Origin of the sequence: Actinomyces sp. oral taxon 180 str. F0310 (assembly GCF_000185285.1) — a bacterium.
Taxonomy (GTDB): Bacteria; Actinomycetota; Actinomycetes; order Actinomycetales; family Actinomycetaceae; genus Pauljensenia.
Map to the genome: position 1 here is coordinate 1,189,700 of NZ_GL622194.1, position 21,374 is coordinate 1,211,073.

Sequence of the window (21,374 nt, forward strand, 5' to 3'; positions counted from 1 at the left end):
CAGCAGCTCCGATGTGACGTATGTGTGGACGTTGAAGATTGAGGGGCCGGATCAGCCCGCTCAGCCGTTGGTGCGGCGTTTTAAGGTGTCGAAGTAGTCGCGGCGCGGTGCGCCGAGTAACCCATCACGAGAACAAGGAGAACACAATGCCAGGCGAAGGCGGAGTCAGCTACGACAGTGAAAAGCAGGGCCAGGTTGCCCCGAAGGTGCAGGAGAGCCAGGAGGCCGTCCAGACCTCGTCGAGGGCCTCCTACGCCCTCAGCTCGGCTCAGACGTCAAGCGTGTGGGGCAGCGAGCGCGGCCCGTCCAGGTTCGGGCACCGCTCCAGCGACATGTTCAGCGCGATCTCGGACATCCTGTCGAAGGAGAACGACCTGATCGGCCGGTTCGAGACCGAGATGCGCAACGCGATGGAGTCCCACACCCGCACCGATTCGGAGAACGCGGACGCGGTCCACAACATTCGCGGATCGATGGACGAAAGCGCGCAGAAGGGCGCCGTGGCGCACGCTCTGGCGCGGGTGAACAACTCGCAGGAGGCTTCCGCCCTGAACGCGGCCCTCGCGGCGGCAAGCGGCTTCCTTGGCGGTAGCGTGGCGGCGGGCGCCGCGACGGGTGCCGCAGCAGGTGCCGCGGCCGGCGTCGCATCCGGCGGGGACACCGAGGGCACGAGGAACGCTCCGGTTCAGGGGCAGCAAAAGGACATTTGAGACTAGCGACTACGACTGAGGAAGGATTGCTCCATCATGGTTTCGTCACCGATGTATGACCGCCTGAAGGTGTTCATGGAGGCCGCCAAGGCCAACCAGAGCCTTGACGCCTGGGACGCCGACCACAAGAAGACGATGCAGGGCTTCGCGGACGCCATCGAGCGCCTGACCACCTACCGCGAGGGCCACGGCTTTACCGGCGAGACCGGCAACGCCATGAACGACTGGGTCGAGCAGTCGATCAAGCGCATTGAGGGCTACCGGGCGCGCTACGAGCGCGGACACAGCACCTACCAGCAGGGCAGAGACGTCATGGCGTCAGCTCTGCGTGAGGCCGAGACGATCTCCCCCGACCTCATTGATGAAAAGACTGCGGCGATGCGGGACGATTGGGTCGTGTCGGTCCCCGAGTCGCAGCCGGGCGGAGGCATCACCTTCATGGGACAGCGCTTCACGACGGGCGGGGCCTACGTTGAGGCGGTCGAGGCGCAGGCCAACGCCCAGCGCGAGGCCGCCGCCGAGCGCGTGCTCAACATGGTCAACTCCCTGACCGGAAAGCTCGGCGCCAGGATGAAGAACGGCGATCGCCCTGACCCTACGCCCCCTCAATCTGGAGACAACGAGAGCACACGGTCCGGAAGGGACAATCAGGGTACCAGCCCCGGTAGCGGAAGCAATCCCGGTTGGGGGTACTCGCCGGGTGATGGTTATGGTCGTGAGGCGGGGCGTGATCCGCGTTCGGGTGCGTATCCGGGTGGGTTTGATCAGCCGTGGTTGAGTGAGGCTGATGCTGCTGCTGCGCGTAATCGGACGATCGCTTCGGGTGCGTTGGAGACGCGGGAGCCTGCGTATGGTGAGGTGGGGTCTCGGACGAACCCGATTACGGATCCTCAGGATCTGATGGGCACGGATCTGTTGCACACGCGGGTCAATGGCACGGCGTATCGTAACGGTGTGGTGGGCGGTCACACGCCTGCTCCGCCGGCTGATGCGGATCATCCACTGTGGCGCCTCAACGGCGGCGGCGCGTCGTCTGACTCTTCTGTGGCCGGTCGCCTGGGCGGCGCGGGCGTGCTGGGCGCGGCCGGCCTGGGCCTGCGTGGCGCGGCTCGCATGGGGTCGGGCTCCCTGGGTTCTGCCGGCTCCCTGGGTGCTGCCGGGCTGCGCGGTATGAGTGGCGCGGGTGCTGCCGGGCTGCGTGGCATCAGTGGTAGTACGGGCGCCGGTGGCGCGGGTGCTGCTGGTTTGAAGGTTGGCTCGTATTCGGGGTCGGGTTTTGGTTCCTATAAGCCGCCTGCTGGTGTTGCTGGTGCGAATGGTGTGGCTGGTTCTGGTGCTGCTGGGTCTTCTGGTGTGACTGGGACGACGGGTGCCGGTGGCGCGGGTGGCGCCGCGGGTGCTGCTGGTCGTGGTGGCGCGGGTGCTGGTGGCTTCATGGGTGGTGCTGGCGCTGGTGCGGGTGCTGGTAAGCAGGATAAGAAGTCGCGTCGGCGTAAGTATGTGGCGTTTAGGTTTGAGGATGAGGATGAGGATGGTCTGCCTGCGGGTTATGTGAATCCGATGTCTCAGACGTATGGGTCGGATAAGGATATTGCTCCGGCTAAGCGCGCTGATGATGGTTGGGATCCTCGCCAATGGTGACCCCCGCTCTGGTTGTCGGCCCCGCCTGGCTCCGCACTCGTGTGGGGTGGGCGGGGCGCGCCGCGCGCGCCCTCACCACGGGCCTTTCGGCTCTGGCCCTGGCTGTGGGTGCTCTTGCCGTGGTGCCCGCCCCTGCGCGTGCGGAGGATGTGATTACGACGCAGGAGTACTTCTCCTACTACCACCTGGATACTGCTCGGGCGAAGGGGTACACGGGTAAGGGCGTCACCATCGCCCTCATCGACGGGCCCGTGGACACCAGCGCGCCCGAACTCAAGGGCGCGAACATCACGGATAAGAGCCGCTGCACCATCGAAGGATCTGGAAGCGGAAGAAGCCACGGAACTGCCATGGCGTCGTTCCTGGTTGCGCACGATTACGGCGTGGCCCCCGACGCCACGCTCAACGTCTATCAGGTTTCGAACAAAAGTTCCATCTCGGCGGGGTCCTGTGAAACCGGCGGACAGAAGCTGGACACCTTTGCCGAGCTCATCAACCGGGCCATTGATGACGGTGCCCAAGTCATCTCCATCTCACAGGGGGTCCCCGACCGTGACGACAACCTCAAGTGGGCGGTGGCGCGAGCAATGAGCCGAGGCGTCATCATCATCGCCTCAGTCGGCAACGAGGGGAGCGACAGCAACGACACGCACCTTTCTCAGTGGTCGGGCATGGTTGGTGTCTCCGCGATCAAGAGCGACGGTTCCTTCGCCGACTACTCCTCCTGGGGCAACGGCGTCACCACCGCCGCGATCGGAGAGCCCTTCACACGCCGGGACTACGAGACAGGACAGAACGAAACCACCACCGGCACATCAAACTCGACTGCCATCACCTCGGGCATGCTGGCGCTCGCGCGTCAGAAGTGGCCCGATGCTACCGCCAACCAGATCCTGCAGGTCCTGACCCACACGGGTCTGAACCCCAACCACGAGTGGAACAAGTACACCGGCTACGGCGCAATCAGCATCAGCGACCTGCTGAACACCGATCCCTCCCAATACCCCGACGAAAACCCCCTCGCCCAGAAGCGGGGTGGGTCGAGTCCGACGCCGGAGGAGGTCCAGGACTACGGCGACGGCCTCGCCGACCCGGACGAGCTCCCCACTGATACCTCCTACGCTTACCGCGGAACAGACGAGTTCCTCCTGCGCGACCCGGACACTAAGGCCACCATTCACCTGGGCACCAGCCCCAGGTACCACCGCAAGTGAGCACGATGCACGCGTATCGCGACCCGCGCCCGTCGCCCCGCCTGCCTCACGTTTGTGTGGGGTGGGCGGGGCGCGCCGCGCGCGCCCTAGCCACGCTCGTGTCCGCGTCCGTGTTGGCTGCGGGTGCTCTCACGTTGGCGCCTGCTCCTGCGCGTGCGGAGGATGTGATTACGACGCAGGAGTACCTCTCCTACTACCACCTGGATACTGCTCGGGCGAAGGGGTACACGGGTAAGGGCGTCACCATCGCCCTCATCGACGGAACCGTCGACACCAGCGCGCCGGAGCTCAAAGGCGCGAACATCACGGATAAGAGCCGCTGCACCATCGAAGCAGCTCCGAAAGACCGTGGCCACGGGACCGCCATGGCTTCCTACCTGGTCGCACCCGCCTACGGCGTTGCGCCCGACGCCGCCCTGCTCACCTACCAGATGTCCACGGATGACTCAACATCGGCAGGTTCATGCGATATCGGTGGCAACAGACTTGACACCTACGACCAGATTATCAACCAGGCCATCGACGACGGCGCCCAGATTATTTCCATTTCGGTCGGAGCCCCAGAGACTGACGATTCGATCAAGTGGGCCATTGCTCGAGCGATGAGCCGGGGTGTCATCATCGTCAACTCCGCGGGCAATGAAGGCAAGGACAGCAACGCCAACCAGTTGAGCCGTTGGTCAGGCGTGGTCGGTGTCTCCGCGATCAAGAGCGACGGTTCCTTTGCCGACTACTCCTCCTGGGGCAACGGCATCACAACCTCCGCCCTCGGCGAACCCTTCAACCGCCGGGACTACGCGACCGGAGAGAACATTACCTCCGCTGGGACCTCGAACTCGGCCGCACTTGTTTCTGGCATGTTGGCGTTGGCGCGTCAGAAGTGGCCCGATGCCACCGCCAACCAGATCCTGCAGGTCCTGACCCACACGGGTCTGAACCCCAACCACGAGTGGAACAAATACACCGGCTACGGGGCAATCAACCCCAGTGCGTTGGTGAATACCGATCCCTCCCAATACCCCGACGAAAACCCCCTCGCCCAGAAACAGGGAGGGTCGAGTCCGACGGTGGAGGAGGTCCAGGACTACGGCGACGGCCTCGCCACCCCAGACGAGCTCCCCACCGACGCCTCCTACACCTACCGCGGAACAGACGAGCACTTCCTGATCGACCCGGACACTAAGGCCACCATCCACCTGGGCACCAGCCCCAGGTACCACCGCAAGTAGCCGCGCGCCCTCGTCCGCTCAGGCATACGCGCCGCCACCGCTGGGCGCCGCCTACCGCCTGTGGTAGCGCGGGCTGGCCCCCAGGTGGGTCGGGTAGCCGTGCCTGGCGCGCAACGCGATGTACTCGTCAAAACCCAGGTAGGCGTAGGAATCATCCCCCGCGATGCGGCTCGGATCCACCACGCCATCGGCGTAGTCCTGGACATCCCGGCGGGAGGGCACGGGCTCTGCCCCCTTGTCCATGAAGGGGTTCTCGTCCGGGAAACGCGTCGGATCCGTCGTCAGCATCGCGTACGGATCCACCGCCCCGTACCCGGTGGACGGGTTCCACTTCCCGCCGCCGCCTCCCACGCCCGTGCGCGCCAGGCCCTGCATGATCTGGTCCCCCGTCGCCCTGGGCCACCGCTGCATCGACAGCGCCAGGGACGCCGCGACCACCGGGGTCGCATAGGACGTGCCCCACCCCCGGTAGCGCTGCCCATCGGTCGCGGAACGGTAGTTCGGCCTGGCCAACGCGGCCGTGGACACCGGGTCTCCCCCGTTCGAGTACGAGGCCGTCGTCCCGTCCTCCTCGATCGCGCCCACGCCCACGACGCCCGACCACGCGGGCAGCCACTCCGCAGAGTTACGCACGCCGTCGTTGCCCGTACACGCCACCACGGGGACCTTCCGCGTGATCGCCCGAGCCAGCGCCCACCGCATCCCCTCGTAGCTGCTCGGATAGCTCGACGACGTCGTGATCACGTCCACCCCGTCATTCAGCGCGGACTCGATCAACAGCGCCAGGTCCGACCGCGCGCGACCCCAGTCGCCAATTGCGCAATCCGACCCGGCCTGATCCCCGTCGAACGAGAGCCTGTAGGACCTCAGGTGCGCCCCCGGCGCGACCCCGAAATCGGGGGCGACCATGACCTGGGCGATCACCGTGCCGTGGTCCCAATACTTGTCCTGCGACTGAACCGAACAGGGCTTGGAGTCCTCGATGCTCGCCCCCGTCAGCTCCGGGATGCGGGTGTTCACGGGTCCGTCGATCAGGCCGATCGTCACCCCCCGTCCCGTGTATCCCGCCGAGTGGATCTTCCCCAGCGAGTAGTAGGCGTAGAAGGGCTGCTCGGCCGCCGTGATAGCGGGATCCGCCGCCGAGGCCGGGGCGGCCGGGACCACGACCGCGGCAACCGCCGCCGCCACGGCGGCTCCCCCGACCATCGCACGGCGCCACCGGCGCCTCGTGTGCTCACTCATGTGTCCCTGCCTTCGTGTCTTCGCGGTGCGTAACGCGCCATTTTATCACCCGGTCAACTCCCCGGGAAAGACCCGTCGCAGGCGCGGCCCGCACCCGGAATCACGACTCACCTACGGGACACTCACGCACGTCGTCACGGGGGCCGACTCTCGGCCTGACGCATCCACGACCACGCTCACCGTCAGGCAATTCTCGCCGCTCACGGCCGTCGTCGTCAGGCTGTTGCGGCGCATCGTCTCGGCCACCACGGCCTCGCCAGGGCGCGTCAGCACGTACTTGAACGCGAGCTGATCCGCCCGGAACTGCGCCTGGCGGGGGACATCCCACTCCCACAGGATCTCCGCACCGACCTGGGTCGCGCGCACCTCGCCAACCGCGTCGGGGGGCGCCCCGCCCGGGTCGGCCACCGTGCCGGTCGCACCGCCCGTCTCCTCGCCCGAGGGCTCACCTCCCCCGCCCACGTGGACGGCGTGCCCGCCGCCTGTCAGCATCGCCACCACCAGGCCCGCCGTCGCCACCACCATGACGAGGGCCAGCAGCGGCAGCACCCACACCGGGCGCTTCGACTCCCCCGCGCCCAGGCCGGTCCGCCCGGTCGTCGAGTTCCCGTCCCACGCCTCGTTCATGGTGGGCGCGGCGCCGTCGGCGAAGCTCCCGCGCCTGGTGCGCGTGCGCTCCGCATCCAGGGCGGCGCCCGCAGGGCGGGCCAGCGCCGAGGAGGACGCCCCCGACGAGGCCACGACGCTGAGCTTCATCTCCGTGACCGGACGATGCATCTCACGCTCGATCGTCTGCAGGGCGTAGCCCAGGGCAGCGGCCGAACCGAAGCGATTCTCCGGATCCAGGCTCATGGCCCGCCGGATCACCGCGGTCACCGCATCCGGCACGCCCGGACGATCAATGCGCGACACGCGCCCCGCGGCCACGCGCTGGGCAACCGCCTTCGCCGAGTTATCCCCGTCGGGAACCTCGAAGGGCGACCGACCCATCAGGAGCGTCCACAGGGTAGCGCCGAGCGCCCACACGTCCTGCGTCGGGTGCGCCCGCGCCGTGCCCGCGATCTGCTCCGGAGGAGCCCACATCACCGAGAAACCGTCGCGCCCGCCCCGCGGGTCCGTGCCCACCGGCTCGGCCACGCCGAAGTCGGTGAGAACCGGCGACCCGAAGGCGTTGATCATAATGTTGCTGGGCTTGATATCGCGATGCACGTAGCCCGCGCGATGCAGCATCTCCGCTCCGCCGCACATACGGATCACCATCGACAGCGCCCGGTCGGCGGCCATCGGATTGGCGCGCACCTGATCGAGGATGTTCGCGACCGGGCAATACTCCATGACCAGGAACGGGCGACCGTCCGGGGTGCGACCCGCCCCGTAGAGCTGGGCGACCGCGGGGTGACCGGACACGAGCGCCATCACGTCGGCCTCGCGGGCGATCCCCGCCTCGCCGTCGGCCCCCCGATCCCGGCGCGCCACCTTCACGGCAACGTCACGGCTGGGCAGCTCCTGACGGCACAGGTACACGTCCGCGAAGCCGCCCGACCCCAGGGGACGAATCCACTGGTAGCCCGGCAGCACCGGGACCATTCCGACGCGAGCGTCACTGTCCATCAGCGTTTCCCTTTCCTCGTGCCCGCTAGCCTGGAGGCCAGCGGACGGCGCGTACGACCCGAGGCAGCCTGGCGGCGCGCCCGGCGACGCCAGCGCAGCGACTTCAGCGACAGGGCGGCGCGCACGCGCGCCAACACGGACACCGACGACGCCCATTGCCGACGCAGCTCATCGACGTCGCTCCACGCCCGCTCGGCGTCCTCCTCGCGCGCCCCGCCCGAGGCGAAGTCGGCGACATCGGCCCGGCGGGCCACCGTGACGACGCGGGGCACCTTGCCGGAGAACAGCGACCAGCCGGGCACGCGTACGTCCGCCGCCGAACGCTTGCGGGCCGCCCGCGGCTTGCGGCCCTTGCCCGCCTGCGTGTCCTGGCCGGGCTCGCCTCCCTCAGCCTGCTCTTGCTCCTGCTCGGGGCTCCACTGCGAGGCCAGCGCCCACGCGACCTCCTGGCGGGTCAGGTGCGACTCGACCACCAGACCGGAGTCGATCGCGGTGTCCACCAGCTCATCCCACGACCCGCGCACCGCCTGCGCGGCCCCCAGCCGGCGGCGCACCGTGCGGCGGCGGGCCTTGAGCAGGAGAACCAACAGGACGGGTCCGAGCAGCACCAGGACGGACAGGGACACCGAGCCGATCAGCATCCACGGGATGTGCAAACCGCTCGGATCCTGCGGGTCGGTGGCCTGGTCGCGCGTGGCGGGGGGCAGCTCCACCGGCGGCTCCGGAGGCTCGGGCGGCTGCAGAACCTGCGGCTTGGGCACCGACTTAGGCTTGTTGATCTTCGTGGTGGGCTGCTGGTCGCGCGGCGGCGTCGGGTCGAAGGTCGCCCAACCCACGCCCGGGAACTCCACCTCGACCCAGGCGTGCATGTCGGATCCCGTCAGGTCCACGCTGCCCGAGGCGCCCTCGCGATACGCGCCCATGACGACGCGGGCGGCGATCCCCTGGGAGTGAAGCATGAGCGCCATCAGGGTCGCGTACTGCTCGTCGTCCCCGACCAGTATGTCCGCCCCGATCATGCGCTGAATGCGATCCTGGGACGAACCCGGGCGCGAGTCGATCGTGTCCTCGTTGGAGTAGAAGCCCTCCGTGTGCAGGTAGGACTCGATCGCGCGCGCCTTCTCCAGGTCCGAGCGCGCCGACGAGGAGTGCTCGGAGGCCAGGGTATCCACGTCCTTCGGGACGTTCGTGTCCCCGCCCGCGTAGCGCTGCGCGTCCACGCTGGCGTACTCCGGGTCCTCGTGGGCGCGCGACATCGACGTGCTCAGCGAGTAGTTCATCTGCCCCGCGGGGCCGGTCGTGAGCGCGGTCTCGGCCCACAGGTCATAGTTCAGGCCCTTCTGTTGGGCGGCCGACTCGGCGTTCGCCGGATCAAAACGCAGGACGGACACCTCGCCGATCGTGGGCACCCACGGCCCCAGCAGCCCGGAGGTGGACACGCTCGTCTCGGTCTGCGCCGTGTCGGCGCTGCGGCCGGGGATCGTCGAACCCACGCGGCGGTATCCGGCCGTGCCGTCCTCGTTGGCCACCCCCATCCCGAAGGTCGTCCCGTCGTAGACGTCCATGGCGCCCAGGCGCACGCGCGACTCCTTGGGCATGTTGGACACGCGGATCAGGGAATCGTTCTCCAAGTCCTTGTTGTAGTGGCGGTAGCTCGACAGCGGCGAGGGGTACTCGCGGGCGTCCACGGGAGGCTCCACGAAGTCGCGCCCCACCAGGCGATCCGAGGCCGCTGGCCCCAGGAGAGCGCCCGCGGGGATCGCGGCCGCCGCCATCACGGCGACCATCAGCGCGCCCATGCCCACGCGCCACCACACGTGCACGACCTGGCGGGAGGACCCTCCCATCGTCGTCGACGCCGACGTGGTCGACGAGGCCATGCCGATGACGATGTCCGCGCCCGAACGGGCCCTCGTGATCGCCGAGGCCCACGACCACCAGATGATCAGGCCAAGCCACCACACGGCCACGAAGACGATGCCCGGCGCCTTGGCGGTGGGACCCCACATGGTCGCGACCCCGCCGGCGACGACCAGGGCCACGGACCCCCACATGGGGTGCCCGAAGCGCACCGTCACGACGCCCGCGACGGCCGAACACACCAGGCACGTCATCCACGGCACCAGCGCCGGCCCCACGTACGAGGCCGCGGGCGGGGTGAGCGTCAACAGATCCTTCCACGACTCGACCGCGCCGATCACGAGAGTCTGGATGGTGCGGGAGGTGGGAATCACGCCCCAACGGGTCGTCTCGCGCAGCGCCGCCGCCCCGCCGAACAGGAAGTACGAGGCCACGACGCCGGCCGTGATGGACAGGAGATCCCAGCGCCACCGGGAGGCTGCCCACGCGAGCGCCAGGCCCACGGCGACACCCGCGGCGGCCGCGATGGCCCCCTGGCCTGCGCCGAACACCGCCTCGAAGGAGGCGACCGGCCCGACGAACAGGAGCGCAAGGACGGCCAGGGACCACGAGGGCATGGCGGCGCGGCGAGCCGACGCACCCATCGTCGTCTCCTGCGCGGTGGATCGACCGGAGCGCACGGGGGCCGCCCCGCGAGAACGCGCGTTCACACCGTCACCCCCCGCGAGACCAGCATTGGAAGGTCCTCCAGCGACGGGCAGTCGATGATCACGCCGCGCGTGATCTTCCGGCGCCTCCTCGCCCGACCGGGCACAACACGAATGACGGACACGGACACGTCGATCGGCGCGATGTTGGCCAGGCGCGCCGCCTCCTCGTCATCCACGCTCTCGCCCACCACGATGGACAGGACCGAGATTCCGCCTCGCTCCATCACGCAGCGGCGAACCACCCCGGCGAAGTCCGATCGCGTCGAGGTCTCCATCTCCGAGAGCGCGTCGAGCATCGCCACGGGCCTGCTCGTGGGAATCCACTCGTCCGCCGTGTGCATCGACACGGTGCGCGCCTCACCCGATCCGGCGATCGCCAGGGACGCGGCCACTGACACGGCCGTCTCGAAGGAACGTCGATCCCACGAGTCAATCCTCGTGTCCAGCACCACCATGTGGTGGGAGCGGTGGGTCTCCTCGAACTGGCGCACGATCAGGCGCCCGTAGCGAGCCGTTGACGGCCAGTGAACGGAGCGGCGGTCATCCCCCGGCTCGTAGTCGCGCAGGGCATGAAAGGACACGTCCGAGCTGGTCAGCTTCTCGCTGGCCACGCCCTCGACATCCATCTGCATGCCCGTCGCATCGAAGGAGAAACGCACCGTCGGCGGGTGCACGTGCACGAGGATCGGCTCGTCCCACTCGCGCACGCGGCGCAGCAGGCCCAGCCCGTCCATGCGCACGGTACGCGCCGGACCCACCATGATGACCCCGCGGCGCTTGGTCATGACAGAGAACGCCTCGTTCCAGGTCCCGTTTCCTGCGATCGGGGGGACCATGAACTCACCGCTGCCTCGCCCGATCGCGACCTCGACCAGCGTCGCCCCCGAGCGGCGCGCCGACTCGTTGAGCACCCGGACCCGCCCGACAGCCACCTGGCCCGCGACGATCCTGTCGCTGGCCATGCGCAGCGACACGGACAGGGGCGAGGGCGAGGCCACCGACGCGATCGCCACGGCGAGGCCGACCAGGCCCATCACCGCCACGATGAAGCCCTCGATCCATCCGAAGACCGCCGAGGCCACGACGCCGGCGACGAGGGCCGCGCTCACGGACCAGCCCACCGGCGTCAGCACCCCGAGCCAGCGCGCCGCCACCTCGTATCCGGGCATCGTGCGCAGGCGCGAGCTCACCGCGCGCGAGAAGCCGCGGAGCATTCGACGCAGTCCCTTCACGCTCACCCCTTGGGTCGGCACTCGCCGACGATGTAGTTGCCGGCGTTGAAGGCAGCCTCCGAGCCCGCCTTCGTCGCGACCCGGGACGGGATCGGACCGGGACCGTTGACGGTGACCTCCTCGGTGGCGTTATCGCTGTCGGAGCGGACCGTGCAGACGTGCGGCACGGAGGAGCCCGTCCATCCGGGCGCGCTCAGCGAGAAGGTGTGGCAGTCGCCGCCGCCAAAGTGTTTCTCTCCGCCCTGGCAGGCGGCCACCCACGTAGCCGCGACGTCCAGCTTCGTGACGACCGACGGGTGCTTTGGCATGGTGGTCTCACCCGCCGAGTTGACGGCCGTGACCGTCGCCTCGTAGTAACCGCCCTGGGCGAGGCCGGAGAAGGTTGCCTCCTTCGCCCCGCCCGAGAGGACCTGCGTCTGCGAACCCAGGCTCACTCGGATCTCGCTGACGCCGGGGTTGGCGGGCACCGGATCCCAGCGGACCGTGGCGCTGCTCGTGCCGACGTTGGTGATCGACACACCGACCTGCGAGGGCTTGCCCGTGGGGGCGGCGCTGGCCGAGACGACGCTCGACACGGCCGGCCTGCCTCCCACGCCGAGTCCGGTCTGGCAGAAGTACAAGGTTTGCGTCTGCCAGCTGTCGACCCGAATCGACGTACCGTTCGTGATCGGTTGGCCGCCCGCACACCTGTCCTCGCTCCACGCGTAGCGCAGCGTCAGGCTCCCCGCGTCGAAGCCGTTGCCCGGGACGACCGCCAGGCCATCCACGCGCAGCTCCATTCCCCCGCCGGTGCCCGACAGCCTCGGTGGCGCGATCGGGGCGGGGGTCGTGGCCACACTCGTCGACGCGTACGCCGGTCCCGAGGTGTCCCCGTCGGAGTTGCTCAGGGTCACCGTCACCGGGAGGTTTGCGCCCGGTTCCACGTTGGGAACATCCACCTGCTTTGCCCCGGCCGGCGCTTGGACGGTAGCCTTCCCCACCGTCACGGTGGTCGGGCCCCAGCCCCTGCCACCCGACTCGCCAAGTTGCCAACTCACAGTGACGACCGCGCGGGAGGAGTTGTGCGGATCCACGTTCGTCGCCGAGGCGGACACCGCTTGAGCCACGTCCGGCGCGCCGTGCGGGTAGTTCGCCGCGCCGGGGGACGGGACCGAGGGGGTTTCGGCTCCGTTGTGCGCCTGAATGCTCACCGTGTACATCTCGCCGTTGCGCAGGCCGTCGATCCGCTTGTGGGTCTCCCCTGGGCCCGCCGTGTAGGTGTAGGTCTTTCCACTCGTGTTACCCGCGACGTTGATCGTGTAGCTCTTGATCGCAGACCCGTTGTTCTTCGGGGCACTCCAGGTGATGTCCAGGGCCGAGTCGGCCCCCGTCACGGTGGGTGCCGCCATCTGCTCGGGCGCCACATCGATCAGCACCTGGGCCGATGGCGCCGAGGGGTCGGATGTGCCCGCCTCGTTGTGCGCGACGACGGTGAACCTGTGGTACTCCCCATTCGACAGTCCCGTGACCTGCACGCCGGGGTTGCGCGTCTTGAAGGTCGTACCGGAGTTCAGGTCGGTGACCGTGTAGCCGGAGATCGTGCCGCCGTTGGCGGCACCCGCCTCGAAGGTGATGAACGCGGTGCCCGGACCGTAGGCCGTGGCCACGACGCTCTCGGGGGGATCGGGGCGATCCAGGACCTTGACGATGACGCGCCCCTGGACGACGCGATCGGGGTCGTTCGTGGCGTCCATGACGCGGTAGACGACGATCATGTCGCCGTGGAAGCCAGCCTTGGGCGTGACCAGCAGCGTGTTTCCGTTGCCCGAGGCGGTTCCCTGCCCCACGTGCACGGAGGCGTCCAGGACCACGAGCGGCTCCGGGAAGGGGTTGGTCGTGTACTCCGCCAGGTTCACTTCCGCGGTTTGCCCGGCGTTGATCTTGACGCGCGCGTCCGTGGTGGTCACCAGCGGCTTCGAGGACTTCACGATCGTCACCGGGATGTCGGCGCTAACCGCGCCGGACCCGTCATCCACGCTGACCGTGATCGCGCCGACCGGCCCCTTGGGCTGGTCCTTCTTGCCCGACACCGTCATGGCGTGCCCGTCGAGCGACACGTCCACGCCTCCGGGCACCTTCGTCACGCGGTAGTCGAAGGAGCTCTTCGCCTGATCGTCGGGGTCGTCGACCATCTGGGTCAGGTCCACGGTCACCGACTCGCCCTGGCCGATGACGATCGGGGTGGGCGTCAGGCGCGGCGGCAGGTTACGGGCCGGCTGAATCGTGATCGGGATCGTGAGGGTGGCCGAGAGCGCGGAGGCGTCGTCCGCCCCGCCGTCGCGCACCGTGAAGGACACCGAGGCCCGGCCCGAGGCATCCTCGGGGGCGCTGAGCACCAGGTGGGTTGCATCCTGCAGGGTCACCGAATTCAGACCGCCGCTGGAGGCGACGGAACCGGCGTCGGTGATGACCGGGGAACGCGAGCGGTCGCGCACGAGAACATAGTCCCCGATGTCCAGGGTCAGCGCGGACCCGGCTCGCATCGCCACCGGAACCCGCGCGGCATCCAGGCGCGGGGCCAAAAGATCCGTGCCCGGAACGGTGACGACGGCGCTCGCACTCAGGCCGTCGGGGTCGGTCGCCGTGTAGACGACGAGGCGTCGGCGGGCATCGGGGGTGATCGACAGGTTCTGCCCGGACACGCTCACGCCCGAGTCGCCGGAGGACACGCTCAGCGCGTCGATCGTGCCGTCGGGATCCTCGTCGTTGGCCAGCACGGCCACGCTCACGGGCTTGGAGTCGGAGGGCAGGTCGGCCACCGATACCACGTCGTCGCGGGCGATCGGAGCGCGCAGCGGCGCCTCGGCATCCACCGTCACGGTCAGCTGCCCCTGGGCGCGCCCCCCGCGCCCGTCCTGAATCTGGAAGGCGACAACGAAAACTCCGTTGGAGTCGGGGGCCTTGACGGTGACCGCCTCCTCGGCCACGGACACGGTCGCCGCCGGGTTGGACACCGTCACGGTGGCCGGATCCGTCTCCACCGACAGCGAGTCGCCGTCCGCATCCAGGTCGTTGGCCAGCACGTTGACGCGCACCTCGCGCCCCGGGCGCACCGTCACCGAGTCCGGGACGGCCGTCGGATTGTGGTTCTCGGATCCGGGCGGAGCGATACCCACGCGCACTCGGGCGCGCCCCTGGACGCCGAGGCGGTCCTCGACGATGTAGGAGAAGGTATCCGTGCCGGTCGCGTCGTCGCTCGGCGTGTATTCCAGCCACTCGGTGCCCAGGACGACGCTTCCCTTCGCCGGCGGCTGATCGATGCCGACGAGGGCAACGGAGTCGCCGTCCGGGTCGATGCCCGTCAGGGGCACCGGGATGCGGCTCATCTGCCCCTGGACGGCCCAGGCGCTCAGCGGCTTGGGCACGGGAGCGCTGTTCGCGGCGCTTGCGGCCACGATCTCAAAGGTGACGGTCGTGGTCGCACGGTTACCCGCCGAGTCGACGACCGTGTAGCTCACCCGCACGACGCCCGGCTCCGAGCCCGCGGCCAGGCGCACCTGGTTCCCGGTGACAAAGACTCGGCCCAGCTCCGACCCGGCCAGGACCTCCACGTCGGGGTCAAGGCTCAGCGACAGGCCGATCGGCGAGCGGTCGTTGGCCAGGACACTCACCGAGCCGATGTCGTCGGCACGCACCTTCGCCGAATCGGGCGCCGCCTGGGGAGGCTGCTCCTCGCTCTGCGCCTCGGTGGGGACGACGCTGACCTGCGCGGTGGCCGAACCGGAACCGTTGGACACCGTGTACGTGAAGGAGGTGACGTCGGTCAGGCCACCGGGGGCGGTGATCCTCAGCAGGTGACGCTCGATCAGGGTCACCTCGAGGCCGGACTTGGCAGGCACGTCGATCGACTGCACGACCAGGACGCCGCCCGACGGGTCCGTGTCGTTGGCGAGCGGGGCGACGAGGGAGGCGCCGCCGCTGGGAAGCACCGACAGGTCATCCTCGGCGATCGGCAGGGCCTTCGTGTCATCGGCGACGACGTCCACGCGGATCACGCCCACCGTCGTGGAGGGTCCGTCCGAGACCGTGTAGGTGAACTGGAAGGATCCGGGCACGGATCCGGTGAAGGTCAGCGTCCCGCGCGCCAGGTCCGCGGACACGGAGGTGCCGGCCGGCGGCGCGCCCGCGGCGACGAGGGACAGGGGGTCGCCGTTGGGGTCGGTGTCGTTCGAGACGGGGTCGATGATGAGGGGCTCACCCACCCGCGCGACGTAGAAGTCCGCCCGCGCCACGGGAGGCACGTTGCCGGCCTCCTGCACGCTGACCTGCAGGTCGCCCACCGTCTCGGCGCGCCCGTCGGAGAGGGTGACGCTCACGGACTTCACGCCGGCGCCCGATCCCAGGTCGCGGATCTGGACGGTGCCGTCCTCGGAGAACTGAGCCGACATGCCGTCGGGCGCGCTGACCTCCTTGAGGAAGAACTGGTCGCCGTCGGGGTCGATCCAGTCCGACAGGAGGTTGTATTCGACCTGGGCGTTCGCCCCCACCTTGATGACCGGGTGCTTGAGCTGCCGGGGTCCCTCGTTCTGGCTCCACGGGTGGATCGTCACCTTCACGTTCGCCGTGGCGCCCGCGAGGCCGTCCGAGGCCTCGTAGGTGAAGGACGTGGAACCCGCGGTCATGGTCTCCGGCACGTCCGTGATCTGCAGGGCGCGCCCTCCCCTGGTGCGCACGATCGTGCCGAACTCGGGTTCGGACACGGCCCGCGCCGTGAGAACGTCGCCGTCGTCGTCGGAGTCGTTGTCCAAAACGGGCAGCATCGTGGAGCGGCCCGGGCGGATGCCGAACTCGTCATCCACGGCCTCGGGCGGCGTGTTCTTGTCGTTGTGCTCCGGCTCCGAGACCTGCTCGCGCTGGTCGGGGGTGGGGGTGTCCTCTTCTTCCTGCTCCTCGGTGGGGATCTGATCCCAGTTGTTGACCACGACCATGTTCTTGTCGGGGAGCCACAGCGTGCCCGTCGAGACGTCGTTGAGGACGATGCGCGTGCGGTTCGTGCGGAAGACCGCGGAGGCGGCCTCGGCGAGGGTCGGCACCGTCTGGGCCTGGTTGCGAGACGCGTCCGTGCAGGCGCGAACGAACGCGCCCGAGCCGGCCCACGCGCCGTAGGCGCAGCCGCGGTGGAAGACCGGCGGGGCGGGCGTGCCCGTGAGCCCCTGGTCCGAGGCCGGCTGGCGCGTCACTCCCTGCCCGCTCAGGGGCACGGTCACGAGCTCGTCGCCGGTGGCCAGGAGAACGCCCGAGGCCTCGTCCCCGGGGGCCTGCAGGACCGCTCCGGTGATGTGGTCCTCGCCCAGGTCTCGCACCTTCCCGTCGGGAGTGACGAGGCTGTTGCCTCCCTGGTCGTAGATGACGGGCTTATCGCCGACCGCGGTGATCGAGAGGGGACCCGGCCCCTGGAATCCCTTGATCGCGGTGGTCTTGGAGCGCCACGTCTGGCCCTCCTGTTCCATCGTCACCAGCGTGGAGGAATCGGGAGAGTAGGCGAAGATCTTGCCCGAGCGGGACACGGTCACGACGGCGTCGCTGAGGTCCTTGGCTGCGGCGTCCTCGCGCGTGAAGGACATCGACGCGGGTTCGTCGGCCTTGCCAGCCCACAGGAGCCCCTCGTTGGGGTCGAGCACCGCCAGGACGGGTCCTCCCTGGACCTGGATCGCTTTCTCGGGCAGCGTCACCGCCTGCCCGATGGAGAAGGAGGTCGGCCGCACGGGGGAGACCGTGCGCGTCACGGCCTCTCCGAGCGTCACGTCCCCTCCGGCCTGGCCGATGTCGAAGGACGCGGACTTGACGGCGACGGTGCCGTCCAGCATGAGGGAGTCGTAGTTGAGGTGGCCCACGAGCTTGCGGTCCTGGTTCGTCACCCAGATGCCCCCGTCGTCGACGCTCACCTGGGTGACCTCGACGCCGCGGTAGACGACAGCGAGCACGCACAGCATCGCCGACACCACGAGAACGGCGATGGCAGGGATCCGCTTCGTCCAGGTGTTTCGCGATTGACGCGCCTTCTTCATGTCGATTCCTCAGTCTCGATGTGCGTCGTGTCCGGGCGTATCGGTACCCCCGGGCGAGTACGCGCTCACCCCAAGGATACACACCGACCAACCCTATGGATAAACCCGGGGAAGGACAAGAAGACCGTGCCCACGCGGGCGGCACCGAGCCGTTTTTTCCGCGGTGGGGCGCACGCCGGGGCACTTGCGAGAACCTGACCACAGTCGCGCATTTAACTCTCCGTGAGGCCAGGTCCGCTCTCCAGCGCGGCGAGGCCACCGAGGCTCGGCGCGCCGTCGCGTTCCCATCCCAGGTGGGCGCGGCCTCGCTCCCGGCGCTCCCCCCGCCGCAGGTGAGGGCGCCCCGGGTTACGGTGGGGGCATGGCGAAAGAGAAGATCACGTTCCGCTGCAGCGAGTGCGGGTGGGTCTCACCCAAGTGGGTGGGCCAGTGCCGCGAATGCGGGGCGTGGGGAAGCGTCGATGAGACCGGCGAGGCCTCCGGCGGCCCCGGGGCGTCCGCGACGACACCCCGGCGTCCCGCCCTGCCCATTGGCGAGGTCGACGGGGAGCGCGCGTCCCTGCGTTCGACGGGCGTGGGCGAGCTCGACCGCGTGCTCGGCGGGGGCATCGTCCCGGGGGCCGTGATCCTGCTGGCCGGGGAGCCCGGGGTGGGCAAGTCCACGCTGCTGCTGGACGTCGCGGCCAAGGCCGCGCGCACCGCCCGATCGGGCGGCCTCGGGCCGGTCCTGTACGTCACGGGAGAGGAGTCGGCGGCGCAGGTGCGCGGACGCGCGGAACGCATCGGGGCCCTCGAGCCAAACCTCTTGATCGCGGACGAGACGGAGCTGGGAGTCGTCCTCGGCCACGTCCGCCAGTCGGCCCCCTCCCTGCTGATCGTCGACTCGGTGCAGACAATCTCCTCGGCGCAGGTGGAGGGCGGGGCGGGGGGCGTCGCCCAGGTGCGCGCCGTTGCCGCCTCCCTGATCCGTGTCGCCAAGGAGTCCGACCTTCCGACCATCCTCGTCGGCCACGTCACCAAGGACGGGGGGATCGCAGGCCCGCGAGTCTTGGAACACCTCGTCGACGTCGTGTGCCAGTTCGAGGGGGATCGCCACTCGCGCCTGCGGCTGGCGCGCGCGGTGAAGAACCGCTACGGCCCCACCGACGAGGTCGGCTGCTTCGAGCTGACGGACTCCGGCATCTACGGGCTGGCCGACCCATCGGGGCTCTTCCTCTCGCGCACCGCTCGCGGGGTTCCCGGCACCTGCGCGACGGTGTCCCTGGAGGGGCGCAGGCCACTGCCCACCGAGATCCAGTCCCTGGTTGCCCCCTCCTCCGGCGGGTCCCCCCGGCGCACCACCTCGGGCGTGGACCACGCGCGGGTCGCGATGATCCTCGCGGTCCTTCAGGCCAGGATCGGCGCCGACGCCTCGGGGGCGGACGTGTACGTGTCCACGGTCGGGGGTTCGCGCACCGTCGAACCCGCCATCGACCTGGCGATGGCCATCTCCATCGTGTCCTCGCTCAAGGGGGTTCCCCCTCGCCCGGACCTGGTTGCGGTCGGAGAGATCTCGCTGACGGGGGAGGTGCGCGCCTGCACGGGCACGCAGCGGCGGCTCGCCGAGGCGGCGCGCCTGGGCTTCTCCTGCGCGATCGTCCCCGCCCAGGGCAGCGAGGACCTGACCGACGCGTGCGGCATCACCGTGTTCACTGTCTCTGATTTGGCCACGGCGATTCGCGCCGCTTTCCCCACGGACTCGCAATAATAGGTAGCAAGCCTACTCATTTGGGAGGGAACCACATTGACGTCCGACGCAGCGATCCTTCGTGAAGCACTGCGCACAGTCGCGCCGGGAACGCCCCTGCGCGAGGGACTGGAACGGATCCAGCGCTCCCACACCGGTGCGCTCATCGTCCTGGGATACACGCCCGAGGTGCAGGCCATCTGTTCGGGAGGCTTCGACCTGGACGTGGCGTTCACGGCCGCCCGCCTGCGCGAGCTGTGCAAGATGGACGGCGCGGTCATCATCGACCCCGACCTGTGGCGCATCCGCAAGGCGAACGTGCAGCTCTTCCCCGACCCCACGATCCCCACCGACGAGTCGGGCATGCGCCACCGCACCGCCCAGCGCACCGCTCGGCAGACCCACCTTCCCGTCCTGTCCCTGTCCGCCTCCATGCGCATGATCTCCATCTACGTGGGGACCGAGCACCGCCTCGTGGAGGAGCCCGAGGCGCTCCTGTCGCGCGCCAACCTGGCCGTGGACACGCTGGATCGCTACAGCCAGCGCCTGGACGAGGTGCTGCAGACCCTGACGATCCTGGAGATGCGCGACAGCGCGACCGTGCGCGACGTCGCCACCGTCATGCAGCGCATGGAGATGATCCGGCGCATCACCTCGGAGATCACCGAGTGCCTGGAGGAACTGGGGTCCGAGGGCCGCCTTCTGGCCCTGCAGGTCGAAGACCTGGTGCGCGGATCCGCCTCCGAGCGCGCACTCGTCATGCGCGACTACATCCGCGACCCCGGCGACGTCGCCCGCGTCGAGGCCGAGCTCTCGTCCATGGGATCGGAGCGGATCGTGGACCTGACCGCCATCGCGAACATCCTCGGCCTGGACGTGTACGAGGTCGCGGACCTCGACCGCGAGATCACGCCCCGCGGCGTGCGCGCCCTGTCGCTGGTGCCTCACCTGTCGTGGAACGCCATCAAGGAGGTGTCCTCGCGCTTCACGTCCCTGCCCGAGCTGCGCGCGGCCTCGGTGGCGGACCTGGAACGCATCGAGGGGATCGGCCCCTACCGGGCGAAGGTCATCACCGAGAACCTGGCCCACCAGGCGCGGGCGGTCGCAACCGGCATCGTCGGCTGGTAGCCCGCTCGGGAGACAGGGCGGCGGCTCTCCTCGCCGCCTTCGGCAGCGGGTGCGCCCGCCCGCGATGCCCGCCTTCCCCGATCAGCGGCCCGATTGGGCCCCCGACTGCGACCCCGACTGAGCGCCGGATTGGGGGGTGGGGGCGGGAGTGGGGGCAGGCGCGACATCCACCACGGTAGAACCGACCTCGCGCCCGTCCATCACGAGCGCGACCCTGTAGGTGCCCGCGGGGGCGGGGCTCGCCCCACCCGTCGGCGCCGTGCAGCCGTCCGCGTACACCCGGCCGTCCCAGGTGAGCGACCCGGTCCACGACGCCGTCGGACGAAGCAGCAGGGTCGTGGAGACCTGCTGGGAGTCGGCGCAGCTCGCGGAGTTGTAGACCGTCTGGTCTCCCGTCGTCACGCGCAGGGACAAGCGCGTCAGGGAGGTTGAGCAGGCGACGTTCCCGCGGTTGCCCAGGGTCAGCGCGACGGGGAGAGCCGACCCGGACCTGATCGATTCCGCCGTCGCACTCGCGGCGATGTCGCGCTCGGGGCAGGCCGGAATGTCGATGGTTGTTCCGTCTGTGAGGAGCCCGTCCGCCGTGGCCACCTGGCCTCCCGACAAAGCGTACTCCGAGGCCTCGACCGCGCTGGACTGGGCCGATTGAGAGTCGGACTGGGCGGCCTGCCCCCCGGACAGGGAGGAGGCGATGGCTCGCACGACGGAGGAGATGCCCCACAGGAGGAGGACGATGATGAGGAGGAGCCCGAGCCCGGTGATGATGCGCCTGGGCCACAGGTTCACGGGCGGCCCGCCGCCACGGGAGGCCGACGCCGCGTTCGCCGCACGTGCCCCGGCCCGGCCTCGTCCTCGCTCCCCGCTCGGGCGCGCAGACGCGGGGCGCGCGCCCGAGGAGGCTCGGGACGCGCGGTCGCCGACGCGACCGTGGGCGCTCGTCGACGCGGGGCGCCGGGAGGGCCGCTTGGGGGAGTTCTTACGCTGATCAGCCACGCATCCACGATACCGGGCGAGGACCCCGACG

The 21,374-nt window shown here is 69.4% G+C and carries 12 protein-coding genes; 6 read left to right on the forward strand and 6 right to left on the reverse strand.

Translation table 11 applies throughout. From position 1 onward, the window contains the following. The first annotated feature begins 146 nt into the window (after positions 1–146). Genes HMPREF9006_RS10140 through HMPREF9006_RS05145 form a run of 4 tightly spaced genes read left to right on the forward strand, consistent with a single transcriptional unit; the run spans position 147 to position 4,794 of the window. On the forward strand, positions 147–710 hold the full coding sequence (locus HMPREF9006_RS10140) for a hypothetical protein (protein WP_009212502.1): 564 nt from the start codon (positions 147–149) through the stop codon (positions 708–710). 36 nt (positions 711–746) lie between these two features. Further along, entirely contained in the window at positions 747–2,351 is a 1,605-nt protein-coding gene (locus HMPREF9006_RS05135) for a hypothetical protein (protein WP_009212503.1), read from the forward strand. Beyond that, positions 2,345–3,565, forward strand: coding sequence for a S8 family peptidase (locus tag HMPREF9006_RS05140; protein WP_009212504.1), 1,221 nt, complete (start codon positions 2,345–2,347; stop codon positions 3,563–3,565). Before HMPREF9006_RS05135 ends, HMPREF9006_RS05140 begins: the two co-directional genes overlap by 7 nt. A 5-nt stretch (positions 3,566–3,570) precedes the next feature. Then, on the forward strand, positions 3,571–4,794 hold the full coding sequence (locus HMPREF9006_RS05145) for a S8 family peptidase (protein WP_034231148.1): 1,224 nt from the start codon (positions 3,571–3,573) through the stop codon (positions 4,792–4,794). 51 nt (positions 4,795–4,845) lie between these two features. Here the strand turns inward: HMPREF9006_RS05145 and HMPREF9006_RS05150 are convergent, their stop codons facing one another. The 5 genes from HMPREF9006_RS05150 to HMPREF9006_RS05170 all read right to left on the reverse strand — a co-directional run bounded on the left by HMPREF9006_RS05150 (position 4,846) and on the right by HMPREF9006_RS05170 (position 17,496). Continuing rightward, the gene (locus HMPREF9006_RS05150) at positions 4,846–6,036 is read right to left on the reverse strand and encodes a S8 family peptidase (protein ID WP_009212506.1); all 1,191 of its coding nucleotides are present in this window, start codon (positions 6,034–6,036) and stop codon (positions 4,846–4,848) included. Between the two features lie 111 nt (positions 6,037–6,147). Next, the gene (locus tag HMPREF9006_RS05155) at positions 6,148–7,647 is read right to left on the reverse strand and encodes a serine/threonine-protein kinase (protein ID WP_009212507.1); all 1,500 of its coding nucleotides are present in this window, start codon (positions 7,645–7,647) and stop codon (positions 6,148–6,150) included. Next, positions 7,647–10,151: a transglutaminase-like domain-containing protein gene (locus tag HMPREF9006_RS05160; RefSeq protein WP_009212508.1), complete on the reverse strand. Its 2,505-nt coding sequence runs from the start codon at positions 10,149–10,151 to the stop codon at positions 7,647–7,649. The genes HMPREF9006_RS05155 and HMPREF9006_RS05160 overlap by 1 nt, the downstream gene beginning before the upstream one ends. Before the next feature lie 62 nt (positions 10,152–10,213). Further along, complete coding sequence (locus HMPREF9006_RS05165; protein ID WP_009212509.1) at positions 10,214–11,431, reverse strand: DUF58 domain-containing protein; 1,218 nt, start codon at positions 11,429–11,431, stop codon at positions 10,214–10,216. A 20-nt stretch (positions 11,432–11,451) separates the two neighbouring features. Beyond that, positions 11,452–17,496, reverse strand: a complete 6,045-nt coding sequence (locus HMPREF9006_RS05170) for an Ig-like domain-containing protein (protein WP_009212510.1) — start codon at positions 17,494–17,496, stop codon at positions 11,452–11,454. Between the two features lie 361 nt (positions 17,497–17,857). On the opposite strand from HMPREF9006_RS05170, the gene radA reads away from it, so the two are divergent. Continuing rightward, positions 17,858–19,243, forward strand: coding sequence for a DNA repair protein RadA (gene radA, locus HMPREF9006_RS05175; RefSeq protein ID WP_009212512.1), 1,386 nt, complete (start codon positions 17,858–17,860; stop codon positions 19,241–19,243). A gap of 36 nt (positions 19,244–19,279) precedes the next feature. Then, on the forward strand, positions 19,280–20,350 hold the full coding sequence (gene disA, locus HMPREF9006_RS05180) for a DNA integrity scanning diadenylate cyclase DisA (protein WP_009212513.1): 1,071 nt from the start codon (positions 19,280–19,282) through the stop codon (positions 20,348–20,350). An 81-nt stretch (positions 20,351–20,431) separates the two neighbouring features. Here the strand turns inward: disA and HMPREF9006_RS05185 are convergent, their stop codons facing one another. Then, positions 20,432–21,343 (reverse strand): hypothetical protein, encoded by a 912-nt coding sequence (locus tag HMPREF9006_RS05185; RefSeq protein ID WP_156794393.1) that lies wholly within the window; start codon positions 21,341–21,343, stop codon positions 20,432–20,434. Positions 21,344–21,374 lie beyond the last annotated feature (31 nt).